Raw genomic sequence first — 14341 nt, 5'->3', positions numbered from 1 at the left:
TTAGATTGGATACTTTGTAACTGTCGATAACGACTTAGTTGGACTGATGAATGATTAATCTCCCTCGTAAACATAACCATCTGTGATACTTTATAGCCCAATCAATTTTTTGATTTTTTGGTGCTTGCATGACTGTTCGTTTTTTTCATACTTCAGATTGGCATTTAGGACAATTTTTTCATAATCATGAGCGTGACTACGAGCACACCCAATTTTTAAATTGGTTACTTGAGCAAATCCAAGAAAAACAACCGAATGCATTACTGATTGCAGGCGATATTTTTGATGTGGTGAATCCAGCATCCAGTGCACAAAAACAACTGTATCAATTTTTAACCGATGCCCATGCTATTGCCCCACATATGCAAACCTTGATGATTGCAGGTAACCACGATTCGGGTTATCGCATTGAACAGGTTGAGCCTTTTTTAGCGAAGTTTAATGCCAAAGCAGTGGGGATTATTTCAAAACAAAACCAGCAATTTGACCTCGATCGTTTACTTGTCCCGATTTATGATGCTAATAAAAACATCATTGCATGGTGTTTAACTTTACCTTATTTACGCAGTGCTGAAATCACAGGTTTAAATGAGCAAACCACCAACAGTCAAAATGCCATTGCTTATTTACATCAGCAGTTGATTGCGGCAGCAAAAGCTCGTAAACAGCCTGATCAGGCTTTGATTCTGATGTCACATGCACATATGCAAGGCGGTGAAACGTCTGATTCGGAACGCCCGATTGTGGTCGGTAATGAAGAAGCTTTATCAACAGCGTTGTTTGATGATGTGATTGATTATGTGGCACTTGGACACTTGCATAAACCGCAAAAAGTGGGACAAACGCATATTCGTTATAGCGGCTCACCGATTCCCCTGTCATTTAGTGAAATCAATTATAAGCATCAAGTGCTTGATATCAGTATTGACCCGACTCAAAGCGATGAATCACGCTTTCAAATAGAGTCCTTAGCGATTCCGCGCAGCGTGCAATTGCATCGCATCAAAGGCACAATTCCAGAAGTTTTGGCACAATTATCCGCTTTGTCGAGCGGTGAAATTGAAGATATTGATCAGCGTGAATATGTCGAAATTGAATATCATACCGACACTCCGCCTGCACCGAATTTACGACAGCAATTTGAAGAAGCGCTAGCGCCAAACCGTTATCGTTTGGTGCGCATTAGCCGCCGTTATTTAAATTCAGATCAAAATAATCCGCAGCAAGCCGCAATCAACCTTGATCCGCCTACGCCTGAAAAATTATTCCAAAACCTTTGGGAAAAACAGGGCTACGGTGCTGATGACACCGTAATGAAAGATTTTTTAAGTTTGGTCGATGAAGCACAAAAATCACTTGAAGATGATGCGAACACTTAAGGAATTGCCATGAAAATTTTATCTATACGCATTAAAAACTTGGCATCTTTAGCGGGTGAGCATTTTATTGATTTTGAATCTGAACCCTTAGCAAGTGCAGGCTTAGTGGCAATTATTGGTAAAACAGGTGCTGGTAAATCGACTATTTTAGATGCCATGTGTTTGGCGCTGTTTAACCGTGTGCCGCGCTTAAAAGACAGCGATGGCAAACTCATCGATGTAGATGGTTCAGAGCTGCCGACCAACTCACCGCAAACAGTCTTGCGCCGTGGTACAGGCCAAGGCTTTGCCGAGCTCAGTTTTATTGCTCAAGACCAAAAAGTCTATTCAGCTCGCTGGGAAATTAAACGTGCCCGTGAAAACCCAAATGGTAAATTGCAAAGCGTACAGCGCTCACTGAAATGCTTAACAGATGGCACTGTTGTTGCGGATAAAACCAAAGCGGTTGAGAGCCAAATTTTACGCATTACTCAACTCAGTTTTGAACAGTTCACCCGTGCCGTTTTACTGGCTCAGTCAGAAGTGACCACTTTTTTAAAAGCGCGTGATAATGAACGTGGCGAGCTATTGGAGTATCTAACCAATTCCAGTATTTTCGGGAAAATTGGTCAATTGGCCTTTGAAAAAACCAAGCAAATTGCCAATCAGCGTAAGGCTTTGGAAGTTCGACTCGGTGATATTGAAATTTTATCGGATGAAGATCTTGCCTTATACACGGCGAATTTTCAAAGTCATACAGAGTCTTACCAAAAATTCGAAAGTGAAAAGCAGCAATTGCTCAAACAGCAGCAATGGTTTCAACACAAAGATAAACTGATTGCGGATATTCAGCAACGTGAGCAATATTTGGCTGTTCAACAGCAGCAACTCGATGCACTGCAGCCGCAGAAGCAGCAATTGCAGCAACTGGAAAAATTCGCCTCAATCCGTCCAAGCATCATTCAACGCAAGAATTTAAGTACTGAAATAGCAACGCTGCAGCCTCAATTGGCTCAAGCACAGCAGCAGTTCAGCGCAATTGAAATTAAGTTTAATCATGAAAAAACTCAATTTAAACAACTTGATCTACAGCAAAAACAGCAGCACCAATTTGAAGTTGATCATCAAGATCAAATTGATTTAGTACGTGCGCGAATTGCCGACCGCCGAGTGCTAGGCGATCAGCTAATTGCTGTAAAAGATGAACTCAAAAAACTGCAAGATCAGCATGCCCCGCTGCTTCAAGCCGAACAGCAATTGTTACAAGTACAGCAGCAGTTAGAACAAAATATAGCGCAGCAAAATACCCTACTCTCGCAAACAGCACATTTTCAAATTTTGGATGAAGCACTGTCTGCACATCTCAGCCCTTTACAGCGTTTTATTCAAAGTTATGTGCAATTTGAGCAGCAATATGGTGATGTCGCTCAAGCCACGCAACAAGTGGCACAAAAACAACAGCAACTTGACCAGCTCATTCAGCAATTTGGGCAAGACCAAGCACTTAACTCGAAAATTACGGGCTTGCGTACAGCGCGTGAAGACTTATTAAATCGCATCAATCAATTAGATATCACCAAGAGTCATTGGCAGCATTACCACGCCATTCATGTTGAACATCAGCAAAAATTGCAAGACCAGCACCAACTGCAAAGTGATCTCACACAGAATCAGCAGAAATGCAGCATGGCTGAAACCGAATTTCATGCACAAAAAGCAGCTCGAGAGAATTTGCAAACTGTACTGCAGCAGCAGCGATTACTGCATGCAGAAAATATTGAACAGCTCAGAGCAAATCTGGTTGCAGGTGAAGCATGTTTGGTCTGCGGCAGCACCGAGCACCCTTATACATATAACCAAGATGTGCTTTCCCATGAACTATTGAAACTGCAAGTACAGCAGGAACAGCAAGCACTAGCGCAGGAAAAAATAACGTTTGATCTGTGGCAGCAACTGCAAAAAAAATGCACACAGCAGTCCACTGCCTTTGAAGCCAATGCACAGCAACTCACCGCAATCAGCACGCAACAGAGCAATGCCCAAACCCAGCTTGAGCAATCACTTAATGCACTGAATATTCCATACGATTTGCACTCAGATTTGAGCTTGCTTGAAACGGCTATAACGCATCATATTGCACAAACACAGCAATCTTTGCAGCAAACAGAAGCTGATTTAAAAACCCATGAACAGGCGCAGCAAAACAGCCATACTTTGACTCAATACATTCAGCACACGACAAAGCAGCTGACAGAAATACAGCATGCGGAACAAAATATTCAACCTATTTTGTCTTTATTGGATGACACTGAAAAATACGCATGGCAGCAGTCAACCCGCACCGCTGCTGAAGAAATTTATATTCAATTACAGCAACGTCTTAACACCTTAAAACAACGTAATGAACTAAATGCTCAGCTGAATCAAATAACACAGCAGCTGGAACAGGCAAAACAGCGCAGTAAATTCAGTCTAGAGAATATTGCTGCAACTGAAAAACGCATTTCGACACTGTTAGAAGAAGGTAAACAAAATAGCGATCTTGCAATCCAAGCTATTTTTACCATGACTCAAGTAACTGTTGAAAAACCGCATGAATGGTTATTACAGTTTGAGCAAAACCGACAACAGCTGCAGACTCAGTTTAATACGGTACGTCAACAATTTGAGCAGCGACGCCAAGCCTTTGATACGGCACAAGCAACACTGCAAAAATATCAGGCACAGCAACTACAGTTGCAAACTCAACAAAATGCAGCCGCGTTGAGTATTCAACAGTGGTTAGCGCTGCATATTGATTTTAATGACGCCTTGTTACAGCAGCTCAGTGAAATTACACATGAGCAAGAGCTGCAACTGAAACAGCAAATTAGCTCGGCTGAACGTGCATATAGCGATGCTCAGTCTGCTAAGAAAACATTGGATGAGCAACTACAGCAGCACTTAATGCTGCAGCCTGAAATCGAATTTGAAGCACTACTCTCACAATTACAAAGTTTGGTTGAACAAATAACCCAAGTGATGGAACAGCGTGATGAAGTGAAACTCAAACTCGAAGTACATCAACGCAATGTAGCAAAACAGCAGCAATTTACCGATCAGATTCAACAGATCCAATCTGAGGAACATCGTTGGAATAAGATTTCGAGCTTAATGGGCGATGCAACGGGCAAGAAATTCCGTGATTTGGCACAGCAATATAACCTCGATATTTTAATTGAATATGCCAATCAGCAATTGGCGATGCTTTCACAGCGCTATACCTTAAAGCGCCTTGAAAACTCATTAAGCCTAGCCATTGTCGATCATGATATGGATGGTGAAACCCGCTCGGTCTCTTCGCTTTCAGGCGGTGAGTCTTTCTTAACCGCGCTCGCTTTATCCTTAGCCATTGCGAGCATGGCATCAGGTACAACAAAAATTGAAAGCCTATTTATTGACGAAGGATTTGGTACGCTAGACGCTTCAAGTCTGCACATGGTGATGAATGCTCTGGATCAGCTACAAAACCAAGGGCGTAAAGTCGTGCTAATTTCTCACATTCAAGAAATGCACGAACGAATCCCTGTGCAAATTCAAGTCAATCCTGTCGGAGCAGGTGCAAGCACCATCCAAATCGTATCTTAAAAAAAGCCTGCTTAAAGCAGGCTTTATAATTTTTGATTCTCTAGATCATTACGTCCCGAGTGGACGTAGCGTTAAAATCTGTTCACTACGCCCAAATGGGCCATGGACATCATGCAATACAGAACTACTCAAACCAACACCATCCGCTCCATACTGCTGCACGGTTTCCAGACCTAACCACTGTCCCTGTGGTAAACGGTGCAAATGGATTTGTAGATCCAGATTTGGAAAGCCCCAGCCAAATGGCCAATCCTGACGCGGAACAATACCATTGGCGGTATCAACCATGCCCATTAAACGGACAAAATCAGCAGTCGGCTCACCTTCAACCATGTCATGCTGTGTTCTCAGCCACACAATGCCTTGACCTGCACGGCGCCCATGGCTTCTTGCTTCAATCGACTGAATATATCCCCCCGGCCACTGACGGATACCGTCCCAAATCGGCGCAGTTTCTGGCCCAGTCACATCAGCATCCTCCAAACCTTTCACGGACTGGCTATTTTGCGTCATCATGCGCCAAGTGCGTGCCACAATGCAGGTTTTGCCCTGAGCCCGCATTTCAGATTCAATCAGTTCAATGGTTTTTCCCGGACGAATCACTTGCGTGATTATTTCAAACTCGCCAGCAGGAATTAAGCCCAAAATATCGAGGCTAATGCGCCCGATACGCATATCATGACGTGGTGAAAAACGGTCTAATTCAGCACAAATAATGCCTGTAGCTGGTGCCATGTGTTGCTCATGTGCATTCCATGCACCTTGTGCTAAATTGGTCGAATGGTAATGTGCCGTGACACAGCCTTGCGCATCTACGTCGCGTTGAATCAACTGATAATATGCCGTCATGAACTTCCCTATTTGTCCAAGTGTGAATTACTTCAATATCAAAAACATCCTGATTATTTTGTACTCAACTTTAATGGAAAGTTCAAATTAAAAGGCTCACTTTGAACCCATAGGTTTCATCTATTGTGAAAATTTATCTGCTGTGCTTACACTTTATAAGCCTAGTTTTTGAAAGCAGGCTGAATCTTCTGTCCTATTTTGAATAATCACGTGCGCCAAACAATGCTGTCCCCACGCGAACCATCGTTGAACCCGCAGCAATCGCATCAGTCATATCGCCTGACATCCCCATACTTAATGTATCCCAATCTTCAGGTTTCGTATGCTGTGCTTTGACATGCTCAAAGAGCACTTTGGCATCAACAAAAGCTTGTGGATTGTTTGGAGCAGGAATTACCATCAGTCCACGTAAGCGTAAATTCGGTAGCGTAGAAATCTGTGCGACCAAATCTGCTACTTCATTCGGCTGACAGCCATCCTTCGTATCTTGCGCGTCAATATTGACTTGTAGGCAAATATTCAAAGGCGCTTGAGTCGCTTCTCGCTGGCTTGATAAACGCTCCGCAATAATCAAACGGTCTACCCCATGCACCCAAGCAAAGTTTGAAGCCAAATGTTTGGTTTTATTGCGCTGTACATGACCAATGAAATGCCAATCAATCTCTAAATCTGCCAAAGCCTCTATTTTTTCAAGCGCTTCTTGCAGATAATTTTCACCAAATGAGCGTTGCCCCGTTGTATACATTTCTCTTAGCATTTCAGCAGGATGCGTCTTAGATACAGCCAACAATTCAACCGACTGCTGTGGTCGACCCGCAAGTTGGCAAGCCTGCTCAATTTGCTGCAAGACTTGATTTCGTGCTTCTTGAAGTTTATTCATTGACGGGGTTCTCATTTCGTTCATCTTTTTTTGCATTGCCCTGCAACTAAGTGTTGGTTAAGCTGTGGGAAAGCCTTATTATTCTATCAAAATAATTAAGATTTAATTTTTATCTCGGGGATTTTATGGACATTACAGAACTATTGGCCTTTGCTGCCAAAAATAACGCTTCGGATTTACATTTATCTTCTGGTATGCCACCAATGATTCGTGTGGATGGTGAAGTTCGTCGTATCAACCTTCCTGCTCTTGAACACAAAGAAGTGCACAAATTGGTTTACGACATCATGAACGATAAACAGCGTCGTGATTACGAAGAAAAATTAGAAACCGACTTTTCATTTGAAGTACCTGGTGTGGCTCGTTTCCGTGTGAACGCATTTAACCAAAACCGTGGTGCTGGTGCCGTTTTCCGTACCATTCCTTCAAAAGTACTAACCATTGAAGATCTTGGTATGGGCCAAATCTTCAAAGATATTTGTGAATATCCACGTGGCATCGTATTGGTGACTGGTCCAACGGGTTCGGGTAAATCTACCACGCTTGCTGCGATGGTTGATTACATTAACGACAACCGTTATGACCATATTTTAACGGTCGAAGACCCGATCGAATTTGTACACGAATCAAAAAAATGCTTGGTCAACCAACGTGAAGTACACCGTGATACGCACGGCTTTAACGAAGCACTTCGTTCCGCACTGCGTGAAGACCCGGATATTATCTTAGTCGGTGAGATGCGTGACCTTGAAACCATTCGTTTGGCGCTGACAGCTGCTGAAACCGGTCACTTGGTCTTCGGTACACTACATACAACCTCTGCCGCAAAAACCATTGACCGTGTGATTGACGTATTCCCTGCTGAAGAAAAAGATATGGTTCGTGCCATGTTATCCGAATCACTTCAAGCCGTAATTTCACAAACCCTACTCAAGAAAAATGGTGGCGGTCGTGTGGCTGCGCATGAAATCATGATCGGTATTCCTGCGATCCGTAACTTGATTCGTGAAAACAAAGTCGCGCAAATGTATTCTGCGATTCAAACCGGTGCCAACTACGGTATGACCACACTCGATCAAAGCTTAAAAAACCTTGTCGCAAAAGGCATTATTAGTACGCAAACTGCACGGACTGCAGCGAAACAACCCGAATCTTTCTTGTAATTTTTTTATTTTTCTGGGGCGATCGTTATGGATTTTAACGGCTTACTTGATTATATGGTGGAGAAAAAAGCATCGGATTTGTTTATTACAGCCGATGTTGAACCCTCGATTAAGATCAATGGGCAAATTTTGCCAATTGGCTCGACTAAGCTACCGGGCCCGACTGTCGGTCAAATCTTACATTCTATTATGTCTGACAAACAGCGTAAGGAATTTGCCGAAACGCGCGAATGTAACTTTGCCATTAGTAATACCAGTAAATCTGCTCGTTTTCGTGTCAGCGCCTTTCAACAACGTGACCAGCCAGGTATGGTGCTGCGTCGTATCGAAACCGTTATTCCAACGATGGATGAGTTGAAATTACCGCCGATTTTAAAAGAATTAGCGATGACCAAGCGTGGCATTATCATTTTCGTAGGTGCAACGGGTACAGGTAAATCAACCTCTTTGGCATCTTTGATTGGCTATCGTAATGAAAATAGCAAAGGTCATATCATTACAATTGAAGACCCGATTGAATTTGTACACCAACACCGAGGCTGTATCATTACCCAACGTGAAGTGGGTATTGATACCGACTCTTTCGAAGTTGCCTTAAAGAATACGCTACGTCAGGCACCTGACGTGATTCTGATTGGTGAGATTCGTTCACGTGAAACCATGGACTATGCGATTGCCTTTGCTGAAACCGGTCACTTGGTTTTTGCTACTCTGCATGCCAACAACGCCAACCAGGCCATCGACCGTATCATTCACTTCTTTGAAGCGGATCGTCATAGTCAACTGTTCATGGACTTGTCTTTGAACTTAAAAGCAATGGTTGCGCAGCAATTGATTCCAACCATTGATGGTAATTCACGTCGTGCTGCCATTGAGATTTTGATCAACTCACCTTTAATTTCAGACTTAATCCGTAAGGGTGAAGTGCATGAAATTAAAGACCTGATGAAGCGTTCTCGTGAACTAGGTATGCAAACCTTTGACCAAGCCTTATATGACCTTTATAAAGCCAAGCAAATTAGCTATAAAGATGCGCTCAAACATGCCGATTCACCGAATGACCTGCGTCTACAAATTAAATTGTCTGAAGAAGGCGGCGAGCATTTACTGCGTGCAAATTCAAATATTACCTTTGATGGTCAACATTAATTTTGCTTAAACGCTTTCGGAAATAAAAAACAGACTTCACATGAAGTCTGTTTTTTTATTCATTCTCATCCGTATCGGATTATTTTTTACGATATGCTTCTTGGCATTCAGGCGCATCACAATAGCCATAAAGATTTAATGAGTGACCTGTAAGTTGGAAACCAAATTTTTCTGCCACTTGATGTTGCTCATGCTCAATCACATCATTAGTAAATTCCACCACTTTATTGCAGTTTTGACACACAATATGGTCATGGTGATCTTCTTGCATAATCTCAAAAACAGAATGATTGTTTTCGAAATGATGGCGTTGAATAATACCTGCAGCTTCAAACTGTGTTAACACGCGATACACAGTTGCTAAACCCACATCTTCACCCTGTTCAAGTAAAGTCTTATAAATATCTTCTGCGCTTAAGTGATGTTGTCTTGAATTTTCAAGCAATTCCAATATTTTAATTCGTGGAAGTGTAACTTTAAGTCCAGCTTTACGTAAATCTTGATTTGAAATAGGCATGAAAAAAGGTCTCTCAACAAAATTAAAGTTGGAATATGCAACAAAGTGTAGATGCAGTATGATCTATCCTTGGATCAAATGCATCATAATTAATTTGGGATAGTTTAGCAAAATGCAAAAAATCATGCTGACGTTATTCGTCACTTCATTGCTCGTAGGCTGTTCAACCTTGGGCGTTTATAAAGTTGATATTCCACAAGGTACACCTTTAACTCAAGCACAAGCGGCTAAAATTCAAGTGGGAATGAGCCACCAACAAGTTCGCTTTTTGCTAGGTAGTCCAACTGTTGCCGATCCAATGAATCCGTTACGTTGGGACTACATTTATAAGTATACCCCAGGAACATATGCTAAAAAAGCCAAGATTCCTGCTGCACATGGTCAACACTTAAAAATCTTCTTTGACCAAAACGGTATCGTTCAAAAAATTGAAGGCTTAGAAACCATTCCAGAGTCTCAACCGGGCTTACCAGGTTCTAAAGAAGCGATTTTAACTGCGCCACCACTATAGTCGCTTTAAGATAAAAATAAACCCCTAAATTTAGGGGTTTTTTTTATAAGTACAATTGCTTGAAACGATTGCCTCGACAATAACGGCCGACGGGATTTTTCTTGGCGCGATTACGACGAATATCTTTCGGATTAATGGTTAATGCACGATAGATTTCGACACGATCACCTGCTTCAAGTAACTGAGATGAATCGCTTACACGCGCCCCGAAGATTCCTAGTGTTAATTCTTCGGGTAAATCCACTTGTTTTCGAATGCCACTTTGCACAATAGCATCTTCAACCGTCATACCGGGATTAAAGCTCAGCGGAATTAATATCTGCTGTTCCACGCTCGCATAAGCGACCCATACTTGTAACTGAGCTGTCATTAGAATAACTGCCCAATCACAGCCACCAATGCCAATATTATTGACAAGGGCACTACGATACGTACGGCAATACGCCAAATATTATAAAAGGTTTCATGACTGAAGTTCATTGACTTACGTAGATGACTAATCTTCATAATCCAACCTGCGAAAATCGCATAAATCAGACAAATAATTAAGCCCCAAATCAACAAGGCAATATTAAATACTGGAACAACAGTGCTCAGTGCCCATACAAAAACCGCAACCAATAAAATCGCCCATTGCAACACTACAGCCAATTGGCGTTGTTGTAATTGTTCACGTGCCATTTGAATCAGTAATGCAGAAGCTGCAACTAAACCCACAACCAGTGCTAAAGCAGGTACTTGTGTTTTTGCTGTGAAAAAGGCAAAAGCAACCACTGCCAAAAGTTGAGCGATCCAAATTGGAAATACCGTTTTGCTTGCAATCTCTTGTTGCTTCACGGCTGGTAAACTTGACTGCCAGTACAAGCCCATCCCCAAACCACTTGCTACGAGCGCCAAGACGGTTGCATTGCCCCACTCACTAAATTCGAGTGTAGTCATTTTCCATTCTGGCAATGCCGTTCCCATAACATTCGCTAAGACTACTGCAGCAATCACACCAATGGCGGTCAAAATCACTAAAAATTGGCGTGGTACAAACGACAATGCAAATGCAATGACCGCAAGGACAGCCAAAATAATGCTATAGGCAAAGCCATTAGCTGTAAAAATTGCCACATATTGCGACGCGGCTGAAAGCATGGCACCTGCTAAAAATGGAATAAATACTACGGCAAGCCAACCGACTATACGCCATTTGGGTGAAGCATCCGCATCACGTGTTAGCGAAGACAGTGCTTGAACTGCTGTAATTTTTGAACGTTTTGCTAAAGCAATTTCCAAATAACATAGCGGTAAAGCTAAAATAAGCATTGTACCTAGCCACAACAGCCAGAAATCTAGCTGACGTTCAATTTGAATACCTGTTACCGGTGCTAAAGTTGCAATAATGATAAAAGATAAACAGAACGCCATCAGTGGCGATAACCATTTCGACATCGCATTGTCCTGCATGACAAATTCCTTTGAAAATTCTAGCGCTATTTTGCCTTGCTGTGCCTTGAAAATCAAAAACAAAAAGCAAATCACCTTAAAGGTGATTTGCTGCGCAAATGATATTATTAGAATTTAATTGTTTTTATTTCATTTTTTGAGGTTATGAAAAGAAACGTGCAAACCAATTTTTGCCTTTTTTCTTTTCTTTTTCTTTGATGATACCCATCATATTTTCTTTAACAGCACCGACATAATCAGCATCATCGTGCTGAATATGGTTAATCAGCCATTTTGAAAGCACTTCATGTAATTCATTTTCAATCGCATGCCCCATTTCAAAACGGTCACGGTAAGATTCAATTTTTTTAATAAATAAATCATGTACGCGTTTATGTGGCACACGATATTTATAACCCGCTTCTTCTTGTAAAGATTCTTCGAAGGTAAAATGTGATTGCGTGTAATCAATAATGTTTTCCAGAATTTGTTTTACACGATCACGATCTGTATTTGCGTCAATGCCATCAATTTCATTGATGTAGTCAAGAATCCGTTTGTGTTGATCGTCAATCACATCGATACCAGTATTGTATTCTGGAACCCATTTCATTTTCATTACGACCACCTATAAATATGAAGGACTTATCACGTAAATTTCATCATATAATTAAAGAACTTAAATAAAAATGAAGTAAAAAGGTTGGTTTTAATTGAAATACTGCCATTTATATTGTAATCAATTGTTTTTATTATGTTAATTTATTTAATCCCGAGTATAAAGCTAAGATATTTTTTAATCAATTCAATATCTTAGAAAACACCCTTAATTCAATAAAGTGTAAGATATTCATTTTTATAATGAATATCTTTCATTCAAAATTAATACTGATCTGCACGTGTGACGCGTTTTAAAGATGGGTCCAGCCGCTCACGTTCTAAACGTTCAACAACCGTCTTTGCAGCACGTATCGGACGGCCATGTTGAAATAAAATCATTTCACCCGGCTCAAATGCTGTCCAAACTTCGTTTTGCGTTAGGGGTTCAGTGGTAATCACGGCAACACGGTCTTCAGGCGTGGTGACTTCACTAAAATCGACTTCAACATCAATATCAATCAACTGTGCAGGTTGAAATGGGAACTCTCGAACCAGCCAATGCAGCTTGGTAATCGCATAACTAAATAGCGCCTGCCCATTCGACAAACAAAAATTAAAGGTGCCATGTTCTGCAATTTTCGGAGAAATTTCTAATAACAGATCAAACACCTGATCGAGTGTTGGTTCGGTATAACCAAAACGTTTCACCATTTGCTCGAGCAAATAGCAAAAGGCCAATTCACTGTCGGTATTGCCGACGGGAGTGAAGCGCCCCGTGAGCCCGGGCTGAAAGCCATGCAGGTCGCCATTATGCGCAAAAATCCACTGTCTGCCCCACAATTCACGACTAAATGGATGTGAGTTTTCAAGATTAATTTTGCCTTGTGTCGCTTTACGAATGTGTGCAATCACATTGCGAGATTTAATCGGGTAGTTTCGGATCAGCTCAGCAATCGGAGACTCTACAGCAGATTGATTGTCGACAAATAAACGACATGCTTTATCTTCAAAAAAAGCGATACCAAAGCCATCACAATGATCTGAGGTAATTCCTGCTCGCTGCGAAAATCCCCGAAACGAAAAAGTAATATCGGTAGGAGTCGCACAATTCATTCCGAGCAGCTGGCACATATCGATCATTTCTGCAGTAAATCTATGATTTCTCTATTGTGCATGACAGTTTTAGTTGTTGTAAATCTAAAATCGGCGCCATTATAAGAGTTTTTATAATCCAACAAGGCAAATACATTATTTGATCTTTACAAATCTCACTTACCCAACTGATAAATAAGAAAAAAGCCTCAAAAGAGGCTTTTTTATATCAAAAAATGCTAAGTATCTTAAGCTTTTTTCACATTGGTTCGATTGGTGATTAATGTACCCACACCATGATCTGTAAAGATTTCAAGTAATGTTGCATGAGGTACACGACCATCAACAATATGCGCGCTGATTACGCCGCCTTTGACTGCATCTAATGCACAGCCAACTTTCGGAATCATGCCGCCATAGATCACGCCAGTTTCAATCAAACGATCGACTTCTTGGGTGGTTAACCCAGTCAGCAGATTTTTATTTTCGTCTAAAACACCCGTGATATTGGTCAATAAAATTAGCTTTTCCGCACCCAATGCTTCCGCCACTTTACCTGCAACCAAGTCAGCATTGATGTTATAGGTATTGCCGTCTTCGTCTACACCTAATGGTGCAATCACAGGAATAAAATCGCTTTGGGTAAACATTTCAAGTACGTCAGTTTTCACACCAACCACTTCGCCAACTAGACCTAAATCAATCTGTTTTACTGAACCATCTTCGGCAGTTTTTTCCATCAATAATTTTTGCGCACGGATCAAATTACCATCTTTACCCGTTAAACCAATTGCACGGCCACCGTGTTTATTGATTAAGTTCACAATCGATTTGTTCACGCTGCCGCCCAAGACCATCTCGACAACTTCCATCGTTGCAGGATCAGTCACGCGCATACCGTCGATACGATCAGACTCACGGCCTAATTGTTTGAGGAATGAATCCACTTGTGGACCACCGCCATGTACCACAATCGGATTTAGACCAACCGTTTTCAGCAGCACGATATCACGTGCAAATGAGCTCTCAAGCTCAGGATCGGTCATGGCATTACCACCATACTTCACTACCAGCGTCTTACCCGCAAAACGTTGAATATACGGCAAAGCTTCCGTCAGGATTTGTGCTTTGTCGATGCCAGTATGTTGATGTGGCATTTGCCTC

13 protein-coding genes are annotated in these 14341 nt (G+C 41.6%); 5 read left to right on the top strand and 8 right to left on the bottom strand.

Annotated elements, in window-relative coordinates:
• The first annotated feature begins 128 nt into the window (after positions 1-128).
• Together FTU13_RS14990 and FTU13_RS14985 are read left to right on the top strand one after the other, a co-directional pair.
• Positions 129-1379 carry an exonuclease SbcCD subunit D gene (locus FTU13_RS14990; RefSeq protein WP_180126762.1) on the top strand — a complete coding sequence of 417 codons (1251 nt, stop codon included), beginning with the start codon at positions 129-131 and terminating at the stop codon, positions 1377-1379.
• Positions 1380-1388: 9 nt separating this feature from the next.
• Complete coding sequence (locus FTU13_RS14985) at positions 1389-4985, top strand: AAA family ATPase (protein ID WP_180126763.1); 3597 nt, start codon at positions 1389-1391, stop codon at positions 4983-4985.
• 48 nt (positions 4986-5033) lie between these two features.
• Here FTU13_RS14985 and FTU13_RS14980 read toward each other — a convergent pair whose 3' ends face one another.
• Together FTU13_RS14980 and FTU13_RS14975 are read right to left on the bottom strand one after the other, a co-directional pair.
• Entirely contained in the window at positions 5034-5834 is an 801-nt protein-coding gene (locus FTU13_RS14980) for a thioesterase family protein (RefSeq protein ID WP_078193098.1), read from the bottom strand.
• Positions 5835-6027: 193 nt separating this feature from the next.
• The gene (locus tag FTU13_RS14975) at positions 6028-6714 is read right to left on the bottom strand and encodes a YggS family pyridoxal phosphate-dependent enzyme (RefSeq protein WP_180126765.1); all 687 of its coding nucleotides are present in this window, start codon (positions 6712-6714) and stop codon (positions 6028-6030) included.
• A gap of 125 nt (positions 6715-6839) precedes the next feature.
• Here FTU13_RS14975 and FTU13_RS14970 point away from each other — a divergent pair, with 125 nt between their 5' ends.
• Positions 6840-7877, top strand: coding sequence for a type IV pilus twitching motility protein PilT (locus FTU13_RS14970; protein ID WP_078190026.1), 1038 nt, complete (start codon positions 6840-6842; stop codon positions 7875-7877).
• 27 nt (positions 7878-7904) lie between these two features.
• Positions 7905-9026 carry a PilT/PilU family type 4a pilus ATPase gene (locus FTU13_RS14965; protein WP_180077385.1) on the top strand — a complete coding sequence of 374 codons (1122 nt, stop codon included), beginning with the start codon at positions 7905-7907 and terminating at the stop codon, positions 9024-9026.
• Positions 9027-9105: 79 nt separating this feature from the next.
• Here the strand turns inward: FTU13_RS14965 and fur are convergent, their stop codons facing one another.
• Positions 9106-9543 carry a ferric iron uptake transcriptional regulator gene (gene fur, locus FTU13_RS14960; protein WP_078193101.1) on the bottom strand — a complete coding sequence of 146 codons (438 nt, stop codon included), beginning with the start codon at positions 9541-9543 and terminating at the stop codon, positions 9106-9108.
• 112 nt (positions 9544-9655) lie between these two features.
• Here fur and FTU13_RS14955 point away from each other — a divergent pair, with 112 nt between their 5' ends.
• Positions 9656-10054 carry an outer membrane protein assembly factor BamE gene (locus FTU13_RS14955; RefSeq protein WP_078193102.1) on the top strand — a complete coding sequence of 133 codons (399 nt, stop codon included), beginning with the start codon at positions 9656-9658 and terminating at the stop codon, positions 10052-10054.
• A gap of 43 nt (positions 10055-10097) precedes the next feature.
• Here FTU13_RS14955 and FTU13_RS14950 read toward each other — a convergent pair whose 3' ends face one another.
• The 5 genes from FTU13_RS14950 to argB form a co-directional block, all read right to left on the bottom strand.
• Positions 10098-10424: an RnfH family protein gene (locus FTU13_RS14950; RefSeq protein WP_111885267.1), complete on the bottom strand. Its 327-nt coding sequence runs from the start codon at positions 10422-10424 to the stop codon at positions 10098-10100.
• Complete coding sequence (locus FTU13_RS14945; protein ID WP_180126767.1) at positions 10424-11506, bottom strand: hypothetical protein; 1083 nt, start codon at positions 11504-11506, stop codon at positions 10424-10426. Before FTU13_RS14945 ends, FTU13_RS14950 begins: the two co-directional genes overlap by 1 nt.
• Positions 11507-11648: 142 nt before the next feature.
• Positions 11649-12104 carry a bacteriohemerythrin gene (locus FTU13_RS14940; protein WP_078190032.1) on the bottom strand — a complete coding sequence of 152 codons (456 nt, stop codon included), beginning with the start codon at positions 12102-12104 and terminating at the stop codon, positions 11649-11651.
• Positions 12105-12367: 263 nt separating this feature from the next.
• Positions 12368-13216: a class II glutamine amidotransferase gene (locus FTU13_RS14935; RefSeq protein WP_180126769.1), complete on the bottom strand. Its 849-nt coding sequence runs from the start codon at positions 13214-13216 to the stop codon at positions 12368-12370.
• 209 nt (positions 13217-13425) lie between these two features.
• Positions 13426-14334 (bottom strand): acetylglutamate kinase, encoded by a 909-nt coding sequence (argB, locus tag FTU13_RS14930; RefSeq protein ID WP_078190033.1) that lies wholly within the window; start codon positions 14332-14334, stop codon positions 13426-13428.
• Between the last annotated feature and the right edge of the window lie 7 nt (positions 14335-14341).

It is taken from the genome of Acinetobacter sp. YH12064 (assembly GCF_013419735.1).
GTDB lineage: Bacteria > Pseudomonadota > Gammaproteobacteria > Pseudomonadales > Moraxellaceae > Acinetobacter > Acinetobacter amyesii.
The sequence above is the reverse complement of the archived record's forward strand: the minus strand, read 5'-3'. Positions and strand labels throughout refer to the sequence as shown.

Bases quoted from the DNA above. Each gene is read 5' to 3' on its own strand.
- FTU13_RS14990 (WP_180126762.1), top strand. From the start codon at position 129: ATGACTGTTCGTTTTTTTCATACTTCAGATTGGCATTTAGGACAATTT.
- FTU13_RS14985 (WP_180126763.1), top strand. From the start codon at position 1,389: ATGAAAATTTTATCTATACGCATTAAAAACTTGGCATCTTTAGCGGGT.
- FTU13_RS14980 (WP_078193098.1), bottom strand. From the start codon at position 5,834: ATGACGGCATATTATCAGTTGATTCAACGCGACGTAGATGCGCAAGGC.
- FTU13_RS14975 (WP_180126765.1), bottom strand. From the start codon at position 6,714: ATGAATAAACTTCAAGAAGCACGAAATCAAGTCTTGCAGCAAATTGAG.
- FTU13_RS14970 (WP_078190026.1), top strand. From the start codon at position 6,840: ATGGACATTACAGAACTATTGGCCTTTGCTGCCAAAAATAACGCTTCG.
- FTU13_RS14965 (WP_180077385.1), top strand. From the start codon at position 7,905: ATGGATTTTAACGGCTTACTTGATTATATGGTGGAGAAAAAAGCATCG.
- fur (WP_078193101.1), bottom strand. From the start codon at position 9,543: ATGCCTATTTCAAATCAAGATTTACGTAAAGCTGGACTTAAAGTTACA.
- FTU13_RS14955 (WP_078193102.1), top strand. From the start codon at position 9,656: ATGCAAAAAATCATGCTGACGTTATTCGTCACTTCATTGCTCGTAGGC.
- FTU13_RS14950 (WP_111885267.1), bottom strand. From the start codon at position 10,424: ATGACAGCTCAGTTACAAGTATGGGTCGCTTATGCGAGCGTGGAACAG.
- FTU13_RS14945 (WP_180126767.1), bottom strand. From the start codon at position 11,506: ATGCAGGACAATGCGATGTCGAAATGGTTATCGCCACTGATGGCGTTC.
- FTU13_RS14940 (WP_078190032.1), bottom strand. From the start codon at position 12,104: ATGAAAATGAAATGGGTTCCAGAATACAATACTGGTATCGATGTGATT.
- FTU13_RS14935 (WP_180126769.1), bottom strand. From the start codon at position 13,216: ATGTGCCAGCTGCTCGGAATGAATTGTGCGACTCCTACCGATATTACT.
- argB (WP_078190033.1), bottom strand. From the start codon at position 14,334: ATGCCACATCAACATACTGGCATCGACAAAGCACAAATCCTGACGGAA.